Source organism: Curtobacterium pusillum (genome assembly GCF_007673235.1).
GTDB lineage: Bacteria > Actinomycetota > Actinomycetes > Actinomycetales > Microbacteriaceae > Curtobacterium > Curtobacterium pusillum_C.
The window spans coordinates 506,771-522,285 of the sequence record NZ_VDZH01000003.1 but is presented as its reverse complement, the minus strand read 5'-3'; the positions used below and the strand labels follow the sequence as shown (position 1 = coordinate 522,285).

Annotated in this window: 14 protein-coding genes; 8 read left to right on the top strand and 6 right to left on the bottom strand. The window is 68.4% G+C overall.

The window, feature by feature from the left end:
* Nucleotides 1-82: 82 nt before the first annotated feature.
* A complete protein-coding gene (locus FS532_RS18920; protein WP_222121978.1) occupies nt 83-4,141 on the bottom strand; it encodes a DUF6049 family protein in 4,059 nt (1,352 codons plus the stop codon).
* Between the two features lie 124 nt (nt 4,142-4,265).
* On the opposite strand from FS532_RS18920, the gene FS532_RS10965 reads away from it, so the two are divergent.
* From FS532_RS10965 to dnaB, 6 genes are all read left to right on the top strand, one after another.
* Nucleotides 4,266-5,702 carry a CCA tRNA nucleotidyltransferase gene (locus FS532_RS10965; RefSeq protein WP_144753877.1) on the top strand — a complete coding sequence of 479 codons (1,437 nt, stop codon included), beginning with the start codon at nt 4,266-4,268 and terminating at the stop codon, nt 5,700-5,702.
* A gap of 159 nt (nt 5,703-5,861) precedes the next feature.
* Nucleotides 5,862-6,239: a 30S ribosomal protein S6 gene (gene rpsF, locus FS532_RS10960; protein ID WP_144753875.1), complete on the top strand. Its 378-nt coding sequence runs from the start codon at nt 5,862-5,864 to the stop codon at nt 6,237-6,239.
* A gap of 3 nt (nt 6,240-6,242) precedes the next feature.
* Nucleotides 6,243-6,803 carry a single-stranded DNA-binding protein gene (locus FS532_RS10955; RefSeq protein ID WP_144753872.1) on the top strand — a complete coding sequence of 187 codons (561 nt, stop codon included), beginning with the start codon at nt 6,243-6,245 and terminating at the stop codon, nt 6,801-6,803.
* A 47-nt stretch (nt 6,804-6,850) separates the two neighbouring features.
* Nucleotides 6,851-7,108: a 30S ribosomal protein S18 gene (gene rpsR, locus FS532_RS10950; protein ID WP_017887834.1), complete on the top strand. Its 258-nt coding sequence runs from the start codon at nt 6,851-6,853 to the stop codon at nt 7,106-7,108.
* Nucleotides 7,109-7,122: 14 nt separating this feature from the next.
* Nucleotides 7,123-7,575 carry a 50S ribosomal protein L9 gene (gene rplI / locus FS532_RS10945; RefSeq protein ID WP_097181421.1) on the top strand — a complete coding sequence of 151 codons (453 nt, stop codon included), beginning with the start codon at nt 7,123-7,125 and terminating at the stop codon, nt 7,573-7,575.
* A 682-nt stretch (nt 7,576-8,257) separates the two neighbouring features.
* Nucleotides 8,258-9,625, top strand: a complete 1,368-nt coding sequence (gene dnaB / locus FS532_RS10940) for a replicative DNA helicase (protein WP_079237584.1) — start codon at nt 8,258-8,260, stop codon at nt 9,623-9,625.
* A gap of 221 nt (nt 9,626-9,846) precedes the next feature.
* On the opposite strand, the gene FS532_RS10935 is transcribed toward dnaB, so the two are convergent.
* From FS532_RS10935 to FS532_RS10925, 3 genes are all read right to left on the bottom strand, one after another.
* Nucleotides 9,847-10,287, bottom strand: coding sequence for a hypothetical protein (locus tag FS532_RS10935; protein ID WP_144753869.1), 441 nt, complete (start codon nt 10,285-10,287; stop codon nt 9,847-9,849).
* A gap of 523 nt (nt 10,288-10,810) precedes the next feature.
* On the bottom strand, nt 10,811-11,035 hold the full coding sequence (locus FS532_RS10930) for a cold-shock protein (RefSeq protein ID WP_186321990.1): 225 nt from the start codon (nt 11,033-11,035) through the stop codon (nt 10,811-10,813).
* Between the two features lie 444 nt (nt 11,036-11,479).
* Nucleotides 11,480-11,701, bottom strand: coding sequence for a hypothetical protein (locus FS532_RS10925; RefSeq protein ID WP_144753863.1), 222 nt, complete (start codon nt 11,699-11,701; stop codon nt 11,480-11,482).
* Between the two features lie 37 nt (nt 11,702-11,738).
* Between FS532_RS10925 and FS532_RS10920 the strand changes: the two genes are divergently transcribed.
* The gene (locus FS532_RS10920) at nt 11,739-12,272 is read left to right on the top strand and encodes a hypothetical protein (RefSeq protein WP_144753860.1); all 534 of its coding nucleotides are present in this window, start codon (nt 11,739-11,741) and stop codon (nt 12,270-12,272) included.
* A 5-nt stretch (nt 12,273-12,277) separates the two neighbouring features.
* On the opposite strand, the gene FS532_RS10915 is transcribed toward FS532_RS10920, so the two are convergent.
* Both FS532_RS10915 and FS532_RS10910 read right to left on the bottom strand, forming a co-directional pair.
* Nucleotides 12,278-12,661: a hypothetical protein gene (locus FS532_RS10915; protein WP_144753857.1), complete on the bottom strand. Its 384-nt coding sequence runs from the start codon at nt 12,659-12,661 to the stop codon at nt 12,278-12,280.
* Between the two features lies 1 nt (nt 12,662).
* Nucleotides 12,663-13,427 (bottom strand): hypothetical protein, encoded by a 765-nt coding sequence (locus tag FS532_RS10910; protein ID WP_144753854.1) that lies wholly within the window; start codon nt 13,425-13,427, stop codon nt 12,663-12,665.
* A gap of 157 nt (nt 13,428-13,584) precedes the next feature.
* Between FS532_RS10910 and FS532_RS10905 the strand changes: the two genes are divergently transcribed.
* Nucleotides 13,585-15,471 carry an arabinofuranosidase catalytic domain-containing protein gene (locus tag FS532_RS10905; protein ID WP_144753851.1) on the top strand — a complete coding sequence of 629 codons (1,887 nt, stop codon included), beginning with the start codon at nt 13,585-13,587 and terminating at the stop codon, nt 15,469-15,471.
* Nucleotides 15,472-15,515: the final 44 nt, after the last annotated feature.

The following is a 15,515-nucleotide window of genomic DNA, read 5'->3' as shown; positions in this document are numbered from 1 at the left end:
CTCGATGCCCTTCCGTAGATCGCTGACCGGGTCAACACATGCTAGCGGCGTCGCATTCCAGGAGACCCGGGAACGCCGGGCGTCAGCGGCCGAGGCGGCTGCGCAGGAGCGACACCGCGTTCGCGATCTCACCGTTCTTCGCCACGACGAGGGCCCCGAAGTACACGACGACCATGACGGCGCCCGTGAGCGCGAGGGTGATCAGGGCGCCCGTGACGTCCGCCATCGCGAAGCCGTCGGAGGAGAACGCCCCGAAGAAGTTCGCGACGACGAGACCGGCGACGCCCGAGATCAGGGCGGCGATGACGAACTGCACGTGCGAGCGGGTGACGACGGGACCCTCGATGCCGCCGAGGCGCTTCCGGACGAGCACGAGCGCGACGATCGTCTGGGCGGAGCCGGCGATGGTCGTGCAGATCGCGATGCCGACGCCGATGACCGACCCGGGGAGCATCGCCACGGCGAGGGCACCGATGACGAACAAGCCGGACTGCACGAGCTGCATGAGGAACGGCGTGCGGTGGTCGTGCATGGCCCAGAACACGCGCTGGATGATGAAGAGCATGCTGAACAGCACGAGGCCGGGCATGTAGGCGACGAGCACGAGTGCCATCGACTGGGTGTGGCCGAACTCGTTCTCCCAGATCCGGGCGAACGGCATCGCGGTGACGATCAGGGCGACCGAGGCGAACACCGTGAACAGGCCGACGATCCGGAGCGACAGGGACAGGTTCCGACGGACGGCGGCCAGGTCGCCCCGTTCGGCGTCGTGGCTCATCCGGGTGAAGTACGCCGTCGCGATCGAGACGGTGATGATCGAGTGCGGCAGCATGAAGAGCAGCCAGGTCGTGCTGAGCGTCGCGTTCCCGGCCCCGGTCGCGAGCGAGGCGACGCGGGCCTGCACGACGCCGGCGAGCTGCGTCACGAGGATCATCGCGAAGAGCCATCCGGCGGCCGTGCCGGTCGCCTTCAGACCGACACCGCGCCACCGGAAGTCGGGGCGGAAGCTCAGGCCCGCTCGTCGCCAGAACAGCGGCAGGAAGGCAGCCTGTGCGAGGACGCCCACCGAGGCGCTGCCGGCCAGCACCGCGATCTTCAGCGGCGTCCAGTCGTCGGTGGAGGCGTTCACGCTGCGGCCGCCGAAGAGGGCGATGAACACGATGAGACCGGCGATCGCGATCACGTTGTTGATCAGCGGTGCCCAGGTGAACGGCCCGAACACCTGCTTGGCGTTGAGGACCTCGCCGAGCAGCGAGTACATCGCGTAGAAGAGGATCTGCGGCAGGCACCAGAACGCGAACGCCACGGCGAGGTCGGTCGTGGCCGCGCTGAAGCCCTTGCCGCCGTCGCCGGCGCTCTGGCTGTACACGCGCACCAGGACGGGGGCGAGGAGGGTCGCCACGACGGTGATCACCAGGAACGCCGAGCCGCCGAGGGTGACGATCTTGTTGACGTACGCGGTACCGCCGTCGGTGTGCTGCTTCATCGAGCGGACGATCTGCGGGATGAGCACCGCGGAGAGCAGGCCGCCGGCGATGAGCGCGTAGATGTTGTTCGGCAGCTGGTTCGAGATGGCGAACGCGTTGGCGGCGTCGGAGCCCGTGTTGCCGATCGCGAAGGCCAGCACGAACGTCTTCGCGAACCCGAGGATGCGCGAGACCATCGTCCCGGCCGCGAGCATCGCGCTCGCCCGGCCGAGACTGCGCTCGGCCGCGGGCTCCGCGTCGACGGACGGCTGCGGCTGGGTGGCGCTGATGACGGGCTCCTCGGGGTCGGCTGACGGTTCGTCGCGGTCGTCCGGGACGGCGGCACGGGCGTCGGCACGGTGGTCGGCCTGGAGGAGCGGCGTGGGTCCGTCACGATGCGTCGCGGCCGGCAGCGGCTCGCCTCCGACGACCGGCTGGACCTCCAGGGGCCGGTTCGGGTCGTCGTCGTCCTCGTCGTCGAGTTCGCCGTTCCGGCGCCGGATCCGCTTGCGGATGCTCCGGAAGATGCCGAAGCCGAAGATCGCGACGAGCGCGACCGCCGCCGCGGCCGTGATCACGGTCTCCCACTGCGCCTGCACGTTGAGCTCGACCGTCGCCGAGTCGCTGACCTTGACCCCGGTCGGGCTGGCGAGCGACACCGTCAGGTTGACCTTGCCGTTCGCGACCGACTGCACCGGGACGGTCGTCCGGGTGGAGGACCGGGGCTGGATCTTGACCTCGATGTCGTTGCGCACGACGCGCAGCGCCGAGTTCGAGGGTTGGACGGACAGCCGGACGGTCACGGGGAACGTCGAGCTGTTCCGGATCGAGATGGGGAGCGACGAACGGTCGCCGAGCAGGGTGAGGCTGCTCGAGTCGACGATGCTGACCTTCGAGACGGCGTTCGCCCAGCTCGCGACCCGTGCGTCGACCGCCGTCGCGAAGCCGTCTGGGTCGGACCGCCAGGCGTTCGAGGACAGCGCGAGCAGGTTGAGCCGCGCCGGGGCGGTGAGTTCGGTCGGGGTGTCGAGGGCGGAGGAGAACGCCGTGAGGTCCTGCTCCCCCGCGACGAGGTGCTGCAGCTGGTCGATCCGTGCGTCGCCGTTCGTCCCGGCGGTGAGGCTGAGCGACCCTGCGGTCGCGGACGACGCCGACGACAGGTCGGTCGGGGCGACCCAGGGGGTGCCCTCGATCGCGTCGAGTGCAGCACTGAGCCGTGCGGAGTTCGTCGGCCACTCGCGGTCGAGCGTCAGGAGGATCGGACTCTCGGCGGTGCCCGCGCGGGCGGCGGTGGCGAGGGTGGCCGTGAGCTCGGCCACGGAGGACGACCAGTCCTGCTGGTTCGTGGCGGTGGCCGCCGACCGGAGCAGCGAGGACATCGACTGGTCGGACACGAGCACGTGCTGACCGCTGATCTGCTCGGACGCCGAGATCGTGGTGTCCGCGCCGGCCGACGTGTTGCCGCTCGACACGATGGTCGTCTTCGTGCCGGCCTTCGCGAGCGCGGGCAGGTCCGCCGCCGTCACCGTGCCGTCGGACGGCCACGCGACCGAGTCCATCGAGTACGGGAAGTCGAGGAGCGAGTCGGTGGTCGGCAGCGTCGTCGGTGTGCCGTCGTCGGTCGTGGTGCCGTCGCCGGAGCCGTCACCCGCACCTGCGGTCGCGCCGTCGGTGGGGGTCGCCGTCGCGGAGGCCGCGGTCGAGGGCGACGCGGGCTCCTGCGTCGGCGTGGGCGTCGGTGTCGTGGCGCCCGGGAAGTGGTCGGGGTCGACCTCCTGGTCGAGGGAGATCGGCGACAGGATGCCGTTCGCACCCGCCTGGCGCAGGCCGGTGACGTCGGCGTCGCCGTAGGGCAGCGCGAACGTCTCGTTGCGGAGCGACTCGAGACGCGTGAGCCAGGCGGTGGCCGACGACGGGGCGTCCTCGCCCAGCAGTCGGATCGACGCGATGATCCTCGGGTCGATCGCCACGGCGACGTTGTGGTCCTCTGCCGCGTCGAGCTGCTGGGTGAGCGTGCCGTCGACGGCGGTCGCGGAGGTGAGGACGCTCCGGTCGAGGACGCCGTCGCCGGTCTTCGGGACCGTGATGGGCATCGCGACCGAGACGCCGACCGGGGTCTGGTCGGCGGAGTCCGGGTACCAGGTGATCGCGGACCGGGCCACGGCTCGGGTGTCGCCGGCCGTGTAGTCCGCGGCGATGCGGCGAGCACCGAAGGACGAGTAGCCCCCGAGTGCCACGTTGCCGGAGACGATCTTCACCGAGCCGAGGGTGACCGATCGGTGCGCCGGGACCGCCGGGACGTCCACAGAGTCCATCGGGGCGCCGAAGTAACCGGTCGTGCTGGTGTCGCCGAGCCAGTCCGAGAGGACGTCCCGGGTGCTGACCGCACGGAAGATGTCGAGGTCCGCGGTGCCGGCGGGGACATCCGCGTCGGTGTCGTTCGTGACGGTGACCGAGAGCTCGAGGTCCTGGTCGGGCCGGACGATCCCGCGGTTCGCCGGCGCGATCGAGATGGTGGTCTTGCCCTCCTCGGTGGCGGCGGGGTGGGCCACCCGTGTCTTCGTCGTGGGGGCTGTCGTGGCGAGGGCGCCGTCGGCCACCGCGGGCGCGACGACGAGGCCGAGGGCGACGAGGGTCGTCGCGGCGGCGGCGAGCGTTCTGCGGAAGATCTGCATGCGGGAGGGCCCACGGGTTCGGTCCGGGCCGTCCACGAGTGTATGAGGCGCGACCATGAACGCTCCCGTGCGCGCGGACGATGTGGAGAACTCGGGGGCGTGATCTGGGAGGATGAGGACCGTCATGCAGTCCGTTGCCCAGGCCGTCGAGCGTCTCGACGCACTCGCCGCCACCGAGCCCGTCGACCTCCTCGCTCGGGCCTTCGCCGACGCCGGACACGAACTCGCACTCGTCGGCGGGCCGGTCCGCGACGCCTTCCTGGGTCGCCCGGTCACCGACCTCGACTTCACGACCGACGCCCGACCGGACGACATCCTGCGGATCGTCGAACCCATCGCGAGCGCCACCTGGGACGTCGGCCGCCAGTTCGGCACCATCGCCGCCCGGGTCGCCGGCGAGCAGGTCGAGATCACGACCTACCGCAGTGACGTCTACGACGGCGAGACCCGCAAGCCCGAGGTCGCGTTCGGCGACACCATCGAGGACGACCTGCTCCGCCGCGACTTCACCGTGAACGCGATGGCGCTCCGGCTGCCGGCCCGTGAGCTCGTCGACGTGCACGGCGGCGTGGAGGACCTCCTCGCCCAGCGCCTGCACACGCCGCAGGCCGCGCGGGTGTCCTTCCGCGACGACCCGCTCCGGATGATGCGCGCCGCCCGGTTCACGGCGCAGCTCGGCTTCACCGTGTCGGACGAGGTGCGGGCGGCGATGGAGGACCTGGTCGACTCGATCGGGATCGTCTCCGCCGAACGCGTGCGGGACGAGCTCGTCAAGCTCCTGAACACCGGGGACCCCGTCGACGGCGTCCGCCTGCTCGTGGACACCGGTCTCGCCGAGCGGTTCCTGCCGGAGCTGCCGGCGATGCGCCTCGAGATCGACGAGCACCACCACCACAAGGACGTCTACGAGCACTCCCTCACGGTGCTGACCCAGGCGATCGGGTACGAGGGCGAACGCCACCCCGGCGAGGCCCCGGACACCGTGCTCCGACTCGCGGCGCTCCTGCACGACATCGGCAAGCCGGCGACCCGCAAACTCGAACCCGGCGGCGCCGTGAGCTTCCACCACCACGACCTCGTCGGGTCGAAGCTCGCGAAGAAGCGCCTGCGTGCCCTGCGCTTCGACAACGACACGATCGCGGCCGTGAGCCGCCTGATCGAGCTGCACCTCCGGTTCTTCGGGTACACCGAGGGCGCCTGGACCGACTCCGCCGTCCGCCGGTACGTCCGCGACGCCGGCCCGCAGCTCGAACGGCTGCACGAGCTCACCCGCTCCGACGTCACGACCCGCAACCGCCGCAAGGCCGACCGACTCGCCTTCGCGTACGACGACCTCGAGGACCGCATCGACGCCCTGTCGAAGCAGGAGGAACTCGACGCGATCCGGCCGGACCTGTCCGGCGACGACATCATGCGGATCCTCGACATCCCACCGGGGCGTGCCGTGGGTGAGGCCTACCGCCACCTGCTCGAGGTCCGCATGGACGAGGGCCCCCTGGGCCCCGAGGATGCCGAGGCGCGCCTGCGCGACTGGTGGGCCGCCCGCGACGCGACCGCCTGACGGACGCGACCGGTTCTCCACAGCCGGTGGCGCGCCTCCAGGCCGTCCGCTAAGCTTGCCGGGTTGTCCGCGCGCATTCTGCGTGGCGGGACACATGCATCAACCCTCCTGCCCCGGGAACTGCTCGGGGCCGCTGAGACCAGAGGAGGTGGGTTCCGCATGCACCAGTACGAACTGATGGCGATCCTCGACCCCGAGATCGATGAGCGCACCGTCGCTCCCAGCCTGGACAAGTTCCTCGCTGTCATCCGCAACGACGGTGGCACCGTCGACAACGTGGACGTCTGGGGCCGTCGTCGTCTCGCTTACGAGATCGCGAAGAAGTCCGAGGGCATCTACGCCGTCGTCGACTTCACGTCCTCCCCCGAGGCCGCCAAGGAGCTCGACCGTCAGCTCGGTCTCTCCGAGGCCGTGCTCCGCACGAAGGTCCTCCGCGCCGAAGAGGGCATCGCGCAGGTCGCCGCCCAGAAGCAGCGCGACGAGGCCCGCGCGGCCCGCAAGGCCGCCAACGCAACCGCGACCGCGAGCGCCGAGTAACCCGTGGCCGGCGAAACCGTCATCACGGTGGTGGGCAACCTCACCGCGGACCCGGAGCTGCGCTACACGCAGAACGGGCTCGCCGTGGCGAACTTCACCATCGCGTCCACCCCTCGCACGTTCGACCGTCAGGCGAACGAGTGGAAGGACGGCGACGCGCTGTTCCTCCGTGCGAGCGTGTGGCGCGAGTTCGCCGAGCACGTGGCGGGCTCGCTGACGAAGGGCTCGCGCGTCATCGCGCAGGGTCGTCTCCGTCAGCGCTCGTACCAGGACCGTGAGGGCCAGCAGCGCACGAGCATCGAGCTCGAGGTCGACGAGATCGGCCCCTCGCTCCGCTACGCGACCGCGCAGGTCACCCGTGCTGCGGGTGGTTCCGGCAGCGGTCGTGGTCAGGTCGGCGGCGGCAACGCTCCGGCCGGCAACGGCGGCAACTGGAACAACAACGGTGGCGGTCAGTCGGACGCGCCCTGGTCTCCCCAGGGTGGCCAGCAGGGCGGCAACGCACAGTCGAACGACGTGTGGAGCACCCCCGGTGGCACGTACGACGACGAGACCCCGTTCTGATCCTCCGCGGTTCAACGGACACAACTTTCACTTCTTAAGGACAAACAATGGCTGGAAAGAGCACCGGCGACCGCCGGAAGCCTCGCGGTAAGGGCGGCAAGAACGCCGCTCCCGCGAAGTCGATCAAGGTCGGCGTCATCGACTACAAGGACGTCGCGACCCTTCGCAAGTTCATCTCGGAGCGTGGAAAGATCCGCGCCCGTCGCATCACCGGCGTCTCCGTCCAGGAGCAGCGCCTCATCGCCCGTGCCGTGAAGAACGCCCGTGAGATGGCGCTCCTCCCCTACGCCGGCTCCGGCCGCTGATCGGAGGTCGACACATGTCGAAGCTCATCCTCACCCACGAGGTCTCCGGCCTCGGTTCCGCCGGTGACGTCGTCGACGTCAAGAACGGCTACGCCCGCAACTACCTGATCCCCCAGGGCTTCGCTGTCGCGTGGTCCAAGGGCGGCGAGAAGCAGGTCGAGTCGATCCGTGCGGCGCGTGCCGCTCGCGAGCTCGCCACCATCGAAGAGGCCCAGGACCTCAAGATGAAGCTCGAGAACGCGACCATCCAGCTGTCGGTCAAGGCCGGCAAGGACGGCCGTCTGTTCGGCTCCGTCCGTCCGGGCGACGTCGCTGACGCCGTCCAGGCGCAGGGCGTCGGCTCGCTCGACAAGCGCAAGGTCGAGGTCCCCGCGACCATCAAGACCGTCGGTGACCACGAGGCCACCGTGCGTCTGCGCGAGGACATCACTGCCGTGATCTCGCTCAAGGTCGTCGCTGCCAAGTAGCACTGACGTTCCGCTCCACGACGGGCGGGTCTCCTCCGGGAGGCCCGCCCGTCGTTCCGTTCCGGGGCGCGCGCGGGTGTGCGCTTGCGCTTTGGTACGTTGGCGCGGGGCGCGCTCGGCAGTGTGCGAGGTTTCGGGCACGGTGCGACCGCCCGCGGCTCGCACGGTAGGCGGTTCGTCGCACACTGCGTCGGCGTCGGCGCGGGTCGCGTACGACGTCTCACCGACCGTCCGGTGGCACGTCAGAGGGCCTGGAGGCGCGGGTCGTCCCGCGCTGACCGGTTACCTCTCAGACGTGGTGCCGCTTGCTGGGAGGCGCTTGGGAAAGTTGTCCTCAGGTTTCCGTTTGTCAACTGTTTTTACACAGGCGAAACGACCAAATCGACAACCTTCAACGCATACTTGAACCCCACTTCTCCACACATGGTGTGGAACTGAAAACCCCAGGTCAAGCGGTCGAAAGTGTGTTCCCCACACCACTTGTCCACACCCCCATCCACAGTTGTCCACACAACACCCCGGCGTGTTCCGCAGACTCTCCACAGAGTTATCCACAGGTCCGTTTGCTGGGGATAACTCTGTCCCCGTAGCTTGGCCCAGCGACTCGGCGATGTCGGTCGCCCGAGGTAGAACTGGCTCGGCTGGTCCGCCCGTGGACCCCGTCCAACCAAGAGGAGCAAGTGTGTCGATCGCGCATCTCGAGCCCGCCCCGCAGGACTTCGCGGAGCGTGGTGGCATGGAGCGCACACCGCCGCACGACATGCTCGCCGAGCAGTCGACCATCGGCGGGATGCTCCTGTCGAAGGACGCCGTCGCCGACGTCATCGAGACCGCCCGTGGTGTGGACTTCTACATCCCGAAGCACGAGGTCATCTTCGACGCGATCCTCTCGCTCTACTCACACGGCGAGCCCACCGACGTCATCGCCGTCACCGACGAACTGACCAAGACGGGTCTGCTGTCCCGTGCCGGCGGTGCCGAGTACCTGCACAGCGTCACGAGCATGGTGCCCACCGCCGCGAACGCCGGCTACTACGCCGCGATCGTCGCCGAGAAGGCCGTGCTGCGCCGTCTGGTCGACGCCGGTACCCGCATCGTGCAGATGGGCTACGCGTCCGAGGGTGAGGTCACCGACCTCGTGAACAGCGCCCAGGCCGAGGTCTACAACGTCGCCGGTGGCATCCAGACCGAGGACTACGTCCCTCTCACCGACGCGATCTCCGCCGCCCTCGACGAGATCGAGGCCGCGAAGGGTCGTGACGGGCAGATGACCGGCGTGCCGACCGGGTTCGCGCAGCTCGACGGCCTGACGAACGGCTTCCACCCCGGACAGCTCATCATCATCGCCGCCCGACCCGCACTCGGGAAGTCGACGCTCGCGCTCGACCTCTGCCGCGCCGCAGCCATCAAGCACAACGAGACCGCCGCCTTCTTCTCGCTCGAGATGGGTCGCGCCGAGATCGCTATGCGTCTGCTCTCCGCCGAGTCCAGCGTCCCGCTGCAGAACATGCGCAAGGGCACCGTGGACTCCCGCGACTGGACGACCATCGCGCAGACCCGTGGGCGCATCAACGACGCACCGTTCTTCATCGACGACTCCCCCAACATGACCCTCGTCGAGATCCGCGCGAAGTGTCGGCGCCTCAAGCAGCAGCACAACCTGCGCATGGTCGTCATCGACTACCTGCAGCTCATGACCTCGGGCAAGAAGGTCGAGTCCCGTCAGCAAGAAGTCTCCGAGTTCTCGCGTGCGCTCAAGCTCATGGCGAAGGAACTCCAGGTCCCCGTCGTCGCCCTGTCCCAGCTGAACCGTGGTCCCGAGCAGCGTGCCGACAAGAAGCCGCAGATCTCCGACCTCCGCGAATCGGGCTCGATCGAGCAGGACGCCGACATGGTCATCCTGCTGCACCGCGAGTCCGCGTACGAGAAGGACAATCCGCGTCAGGGTGAGGCGGACCTCATCGTGGCGAAGCACCGCAACGGACCGACGGACACCATCACTGTGGCGTTCCACGGGATGTTCTCGCGATTCGTCGACATGCCGCAGTAGGGCGGTTGTTGTCGTCGGCCAGCGCACTTGTCCGACTGCCACGGAACGTGTCTGGAGCACGGCGGCGGACACGGCAGTGAGTGTCCGTCCTGCTTCGCTCCGTTGTAAGTCGGTTCACCGCACTCGCAGAAGAAGAGGGTGAGCCCCTCGGCTACGTCGGATGGAACTCCACTGCGGTTCGGGCGGCTGGAGATCGTCGCCGCCCTGCGGACACTCGCTGCTCACGATCGCGGGTTGAGCGTCGCTTCCCCCGTGGCAGCATCAACACGGAAGACCGGGCAGGCGTTGAGCTGCCCCTCGGGGCGAACGACGACGTCTTTGCCAGCTGCTGAACTCACCAGCCGGAGCAGACGGATCAGACTGTTCACGGCGTCTTCCCCGTTGATCTGTCGGAGGTCGATGTCGAACTCGATCGGTGCTCCCCAACCGAAGAAGAAGTTGACTTGCACACCGGTGCTCGGCCAAACGGAGAGGGTCTCTCCCACGTCGCCCGCTCCGGATTCGATGGCACGGACCCAATCAGCGTTCATGAGGGTGTCGCGCAATGGTTCGACATCGGCTTCGACGGACCCGACGACCTCACCATCAGGTAGTACCAACGGCTCGAGATCCCCGTCCGCGAAGGCTCGACGAAGCGCAGCAGCGGTGATCTCATCGTCCACGGTTCGACACTCTCAACTCCGAGCGCAGCACGCAATAGTGGCTGTCAGATGCGCGAACCGTTCAGCGGCGGCCGCAGTGGCCATACCCGCTTGGTAGAGATCTCTTCTGCTCCGCATCGTCATCTCCGCAGTGGTCGCCATCGTGGTCACCGCGGCTGGAACGGTCTTCGCCGTGCAGTGACGCGCGCCTCGAACTGTCGTCGCAGTGCGTTTCGATCGGCTTTCGAACACCCCGTCGTCCGGCTATAGAACACCCCGTTCGTCGCTTCGCCGTCGCCACTCGCCGCCAGCGTAGGCAAGCGTGCACAACCCGATGATCGTGAGTGGAGATATTGCGATGAACACGAGCATTGAGTCGACGAGGAACAACAGGAGCGCAGCGACACCAAGGAAGACGACCCCAACCAGCACCAGCGTCCAGAGTGGGACGCGTCGGCCTGGCCGCCCGAGATTCGTCATGCTGTTGAAACCTCCCGAAGGTGGCCGATGATGGATACGGAAACGGACGGAGCGCTTGGTCGGCTCAGATCGGCGTGACGTCGTGAGCGCGGAAGAAGTAGCCGTCCTGCCCAGATGGGTACGGCTCGACGTCGAACCGAACGCGTTCCCCGGGCAGGAGCGTGTGGAACCCAGTCATGCGCAGGTTCGCGAAGTGCACGAAGACCTCTGACGCGACATCGTCCGAACGGAGTGCACCCCGGCCGTTCTCATCACTCCACCAGACACACTCGCCCTCGACGTTCCGCACGAGCAGACGCTATCGCGCAGTGTGATCCGTGGACCGATCGCTATCGGTGGCTTGTGTCGAGATCGGTTCTGTTCGCATGCTTCGGCCGTACTCGCCGAACCCATGCAACCGCGAGGACAGCGAGCGGGACTCCCACGACGACGAGCATGCAGACCGGCACCACGAAGATCGGAGATGCGAAGCCGACGAAGTTCTCACTCGTCATCGCGACGAAGAGGAACGCGATCGGCCCGCACATCGAGAGTGTAAGGACCACGATGATGACGAGACAGGCAGCACTGTTGTGTCCCGCCCAGACTCGAATCCGTGAGACTGTCGCCGGCTCAGTCACGGGTACCTCTGCACACCCCACCCATTCTTTGAGGGTACCGAGTTGGGCGTCCGGTCACCGATCGGCTTCTGCACGGTATCTCTGCTTCGTCGGGTCGGAGAATCTCGCTGGTTCTAGCCCCGACCGGTGAGGGCCAGGAAAACCATGAACCCTCCGACCATCACGAAGAAGATCCCGATCACCTGGATGAACGTCGGCGTGACCACACGACCCGCTGCTGCACCGAACGCCCTGGTCTGTGAGGCGCGCAGCACTCGCGCGATCCGGGTTCCGAAGACGGTGAAGGCGAGACCTGCAATCACTCCGAAGGCACCGAACAGGAGCGATTGGATCATGCGGCCGAGCGTACCCACGTCGTGGCATGCTCGGCTCATGGGGTGGATGCGACAGCTGCCGACGTGGGTGGCCGGGATCGTCATGGCAGTCCTGTTCGCCGCCGCGTGGTTCGGGATCACGTTCGTCACGACACCGGAACTCGGCCTCGGTGCTCGAGTGCTCGTTTCCGTGAGCGTCGGTGCGTTCTACGGCATCGGCATGGGGTTCTGGCTCGGACGGACACGGCGCGGGTACGGCAGCGCAGCACGCCGTCCGGAGTTCGGCCGGGCGGTTCGCCGAGGCGTTGTCCCGCCGGACGTCGACGTCGACGAGTGGCGTCGGGCGTTGACGCAGCACCAGCGGCAGTACCGTCCCCTGCGCTGGGCGGCGCCGGTGCTGTACCTCCCGATGACCGCGCTGGCCGTCTGGCTCGCGGTCACCGGTCAGCCTCTGTTCTGGTTCGGAGCAGCAGTGTTCGTCGCCCTGTTCGTCATCACCGTCGCCACGACACCGCGGACGCTCCGCAACACGGACTCGATGCTCGCCGAGCTGGACCGACGTGCGGGCGTGCCTCAGGAGTCCGGATCCTGACGGTCCTACTCCTGCCAGGGGAGGAGACGCCCGGTGTGCTGCCATCGTCCCCAGCGCCGCACGGCGATCGGGACCTCACCGACATCGAGCACGACGTCGCTCGGCCCGCTGGTCTCGATCCGGACGCGACAGGGAACGACCCCGTCGAGGACGACCCCTGTGTCCTCGGTCCGGATGCCCTCCAGGACGAGCTGCCCTGTGCCGGTTCCGTCCTCGACGGTCACGCTCCGGGCCGAGGCGACCGACAGGGTGACGGACAGACGCGCGAGTCCGACACCCGCGACCGGCTCGTCGACGTGGCCGTGCAGGGTGACGGTCTCTCCAACGACCCGGACGTCGGTGACGTCGAACGTCGCGTCGTCGAGGTCTTCAGGGTGACGATGGGACACGTCAGCAGGATGCCAGGCGGGGGTTCAGCAGATCGCCGTCCCAGCTCAGGTCGTCGTCCTCGTGCACCTCGAAGGCTTCGAAGTGGTCGTTCGCGAGGACACCGTCGACGAGCGCACGGGAGCCCGCGACGATCGTCGAGTCCCAGTCCTCCTCCGAGGCGACGACCCAGGCGTGGTCCTCGGGCCAGATCATCGAGGTCCGCGGCCCCTCGTGCCCGTACCGGGTGCTCTCCCACCCCGGAACGATGCGGTGCGCCCACGTCGGATCCGCGAGCTCGCTGAGACTCGAGCGGAATTGCCACATGTCCCGGCCGGGCCAGTGCATCAGTTGTCGAGCGCGGGACGACGTCTCGTCCCACGCTCCGACGACCAGGTCCTCCGGAGTCTGCGTCGCCGTCCGGAGGTGCCTCGTCAGGACGGCGAGGTCGTCGGGATCGAACCATCCGTTGTCGGACTGGTCGACCCGCCACCCGTCCGCCCAGTCCCTCGACTGATCACCGTCGCTGATGCGGGACCACTGCACGAGGGGGTGCATCACACGGCCGTTCCGGCGCGCGACCTCGGCCCACGGCCAACGTGTGTGCTCGACCTCGTGGTGGACGCCCTGCTCGTCGAGGGTGTCCGTGTCGGACCGGTGTGCGTGCACCGGGTGCAGGAGCCGCACGTACGCGTCGAAGCCCGTCCCGGCGACGCCGCCGACGGTCGCCCATCGGCCGGCACGCTCGACGAGCCATCCACCTCGCACGGCGTCGGTCAGCAGGAACACCCGACCAGCCTGGCACGACGCCCACGTGCACATCGCGGACACCGCATCGGACAAGCGCACCCACGCGGAGTAGCGTTGATTCTGGTTAATCGATTAAGCAACCCACCCGACGATCAACCGTTCCCCTCAGCAATGACGCTCGGAAGGACGCACCACCATGCACATCGGGTCGATCTCGAGACCACGGCGCAGAGTCGCCGCCACACTCGGAGCCCTCGCGCTCATCGCCGGGAGCCTGTTCACCACGACACTCGGCGCGACCACCGCCGACGCCGCCACGAACGGCCCTTGCGACACCTACGGCAGCGCCGGCACCTCGTGCGTCGCCGCGTACAGCTCCACCAGGGCGCTGTACTCCTCCTACAACGGACCGCTCTACCAGGTGCGCCGCGCCTCGGACGGCGCGACCACCAACGTCGGGCTGCTCGCAGCCGGCGGGTACGCGAACGCCGCGACGCAGGACGCGTTCTGCTCGGGCACGACGTGCACCATCCCGAAGATCTACGACCAGTCGGCGAACCACAACGACCTGACCGTGGCGCCCGCGGGCGACGCCGGCCCGGCGAACGTTGCCGCGAACGCCACGGCGCTGCCGATCACGGTCGCCGGGCACAAGGCCTACGGCGTCTTCATGCCGCCGGGGGTCGCGTACCGGATCTCGAGCACGCTGGCGAAGGGCACGGCGCGCGGCGCCAGCCCGGAGTCGATGTACGAGGTCGCCAGCGGCACGAACGTGAACCACGGCTGCTGTTCGGACTTCGGCAACGTCGAGACGCAGGAGAAGGACACCGGCAAGGGGCACATGGACGCGCTCAACCTGTCGATGCTCAATGGCAAGGGCAGCGCCGGCCGCGGCCCGTGGGTGCAGGCCGACCTGGAGAACGGGGTCTACGAGGGGAAGACCGCGATCAACACCGCGAACACCGGCAACTCGTCGAAGTTCGTCACGGCGCTCCTCAAGAACGACGGCGTCGCGAACTTCGCGCTGAAGGGCGGGAACGCGCAGTCCGGTTCGCTGTCGAAGTGGTACGAGGGGGCGCTGCCGACGGACAAGGACGGTGACGGCCAGGGCTACACGCCGATGAAGCTCGAGGGCTCGATCGTGCTCGGCGCCGGCGGCGACAACTCGAACCGCGGTACGGAGTCGTTCTTCGAGGGTGTGATGACCACCGGGTACTCCTCCGACGCGGCGGACAATGCCGTGCAGTCGAACGTCGTGGCGCAGAACTACCAGGGCGTGTCTACGGGCGGCGGCCCGGGGGCGGCGATCACCGGCCCCGGCGGCAAGTGCGTCGACGTCGACGGTGACGACACCGGTGGGAACACCGCGGTCGTGCAGCTGTACGACTGCCAGACGCTCGCTGCCGACCAGCACTGGCTCGGCAGCGTCTACGGCGCGCACACGCTGAGCACGCTCGGTCGGTGCCTGGACGTCAACGGCAACGGCACGGCGAACGGCACCCACGTCGAGCTCTACGACTGCAACGGTGTCGGCGGGCAGCAGTGGATCGTCCAGCCGGACGGCTCGATCAAGAACCCGCAGTCCGGTCGGTGCCTCGACGACCCGTCGGGCAACACGGCCAACGGCACGGCGCTGCAGATCTACGACTGCAACGGCAACCAGGCGCAGAAGTTCGTCGCCGCGGTCCCGATCGGGACGATCGGGTCCAAGTGCGTCGACGTGGCCGGCAACGACCTGCAGCAGAACGGCCAGCAGGTCCAGGTCTACGACTGCCAGACGCTGCTGACCGACGAGCAGACCACGGACCAGCAGTGGGCCTACAACGCGGCTGACCACACGATCCGGACGCTCGGGCGCTGCCTGGACGTCGACGGCAACGCGACGGCGAACGGCTCGCACCTGGAGCTGTACACGTGCAACGGCGTCGGTGGGCAGCAGTGGGTGCCGCAGGCGAACGGTTCCGTGCTGAACCCGCAGTCCGGTCGGTGCCTCGACGTGCCGTCGGGCAACACCGCGAACGCGACGCCGCTGCAGCTCTACGACTGCAACGGGCAGCAGCCGCAGGTGTTCAGCTTCAACTGAACCAGGTGACGGACAGGAGGCGCGGTGCCAGCTGGCACCGCGCC

Coding starts and splice junctions, on each gene's coding strand:
- FS532_RS18920 (WP_222121978.1), bottom strand. CDS start 4,141: ATGCAGATCTTCCGCAGAACGCTCGCCGCCGCCGCGACGACCCTCGTC.
- FS532_RS10965 (WP_144753877.1), top strand. CDS start 4,266: ATGCAGTCCGTTGCCCAGGCCGTCGAGCGTCTCGACGCACTCGCCGCC.
- rpsF (WP_144753875.1), top strand. CDS start 5,862: ATGCACCAGTACGAACTGATGGCGATCCTCGACCCCGAGATCGATGAG.
- rpsR (WP_017887834.1), top strand. CDS start 6,851: ATGGCTGGAAAGAGCACCGGCGACCGCCGGAAGCCTCGCGGTAAGGGC.
- rplI (WP_097181421.1), top strand. CDS start 7,123: ATGTCGAAGCTCATCCTCACCCACGAGGTCTCCGGCCTCGGTTCCGCC.
- FS532_RS10925 (WP_144753863.1), bottom strand. CDS start 11,701: ATGATCCAATCGCTCCTGTTCGGTGCCTTCGGAGTGATTGCAGGTCTC.
- FS532_RS10920 (WP_144753860.1), top strand. CDS start 11,739: ATGGGGTGGATGCGACAGCTGCCGACGTGGGTGGCCGGGATCGTCATG.
- FS532_RS10905 (WP_144753851.1), top strand. CDS start 13,585: ATGCACATCGGGTCGATCTCGAGACCACGGCGCAGAGTCGCCGCCACA.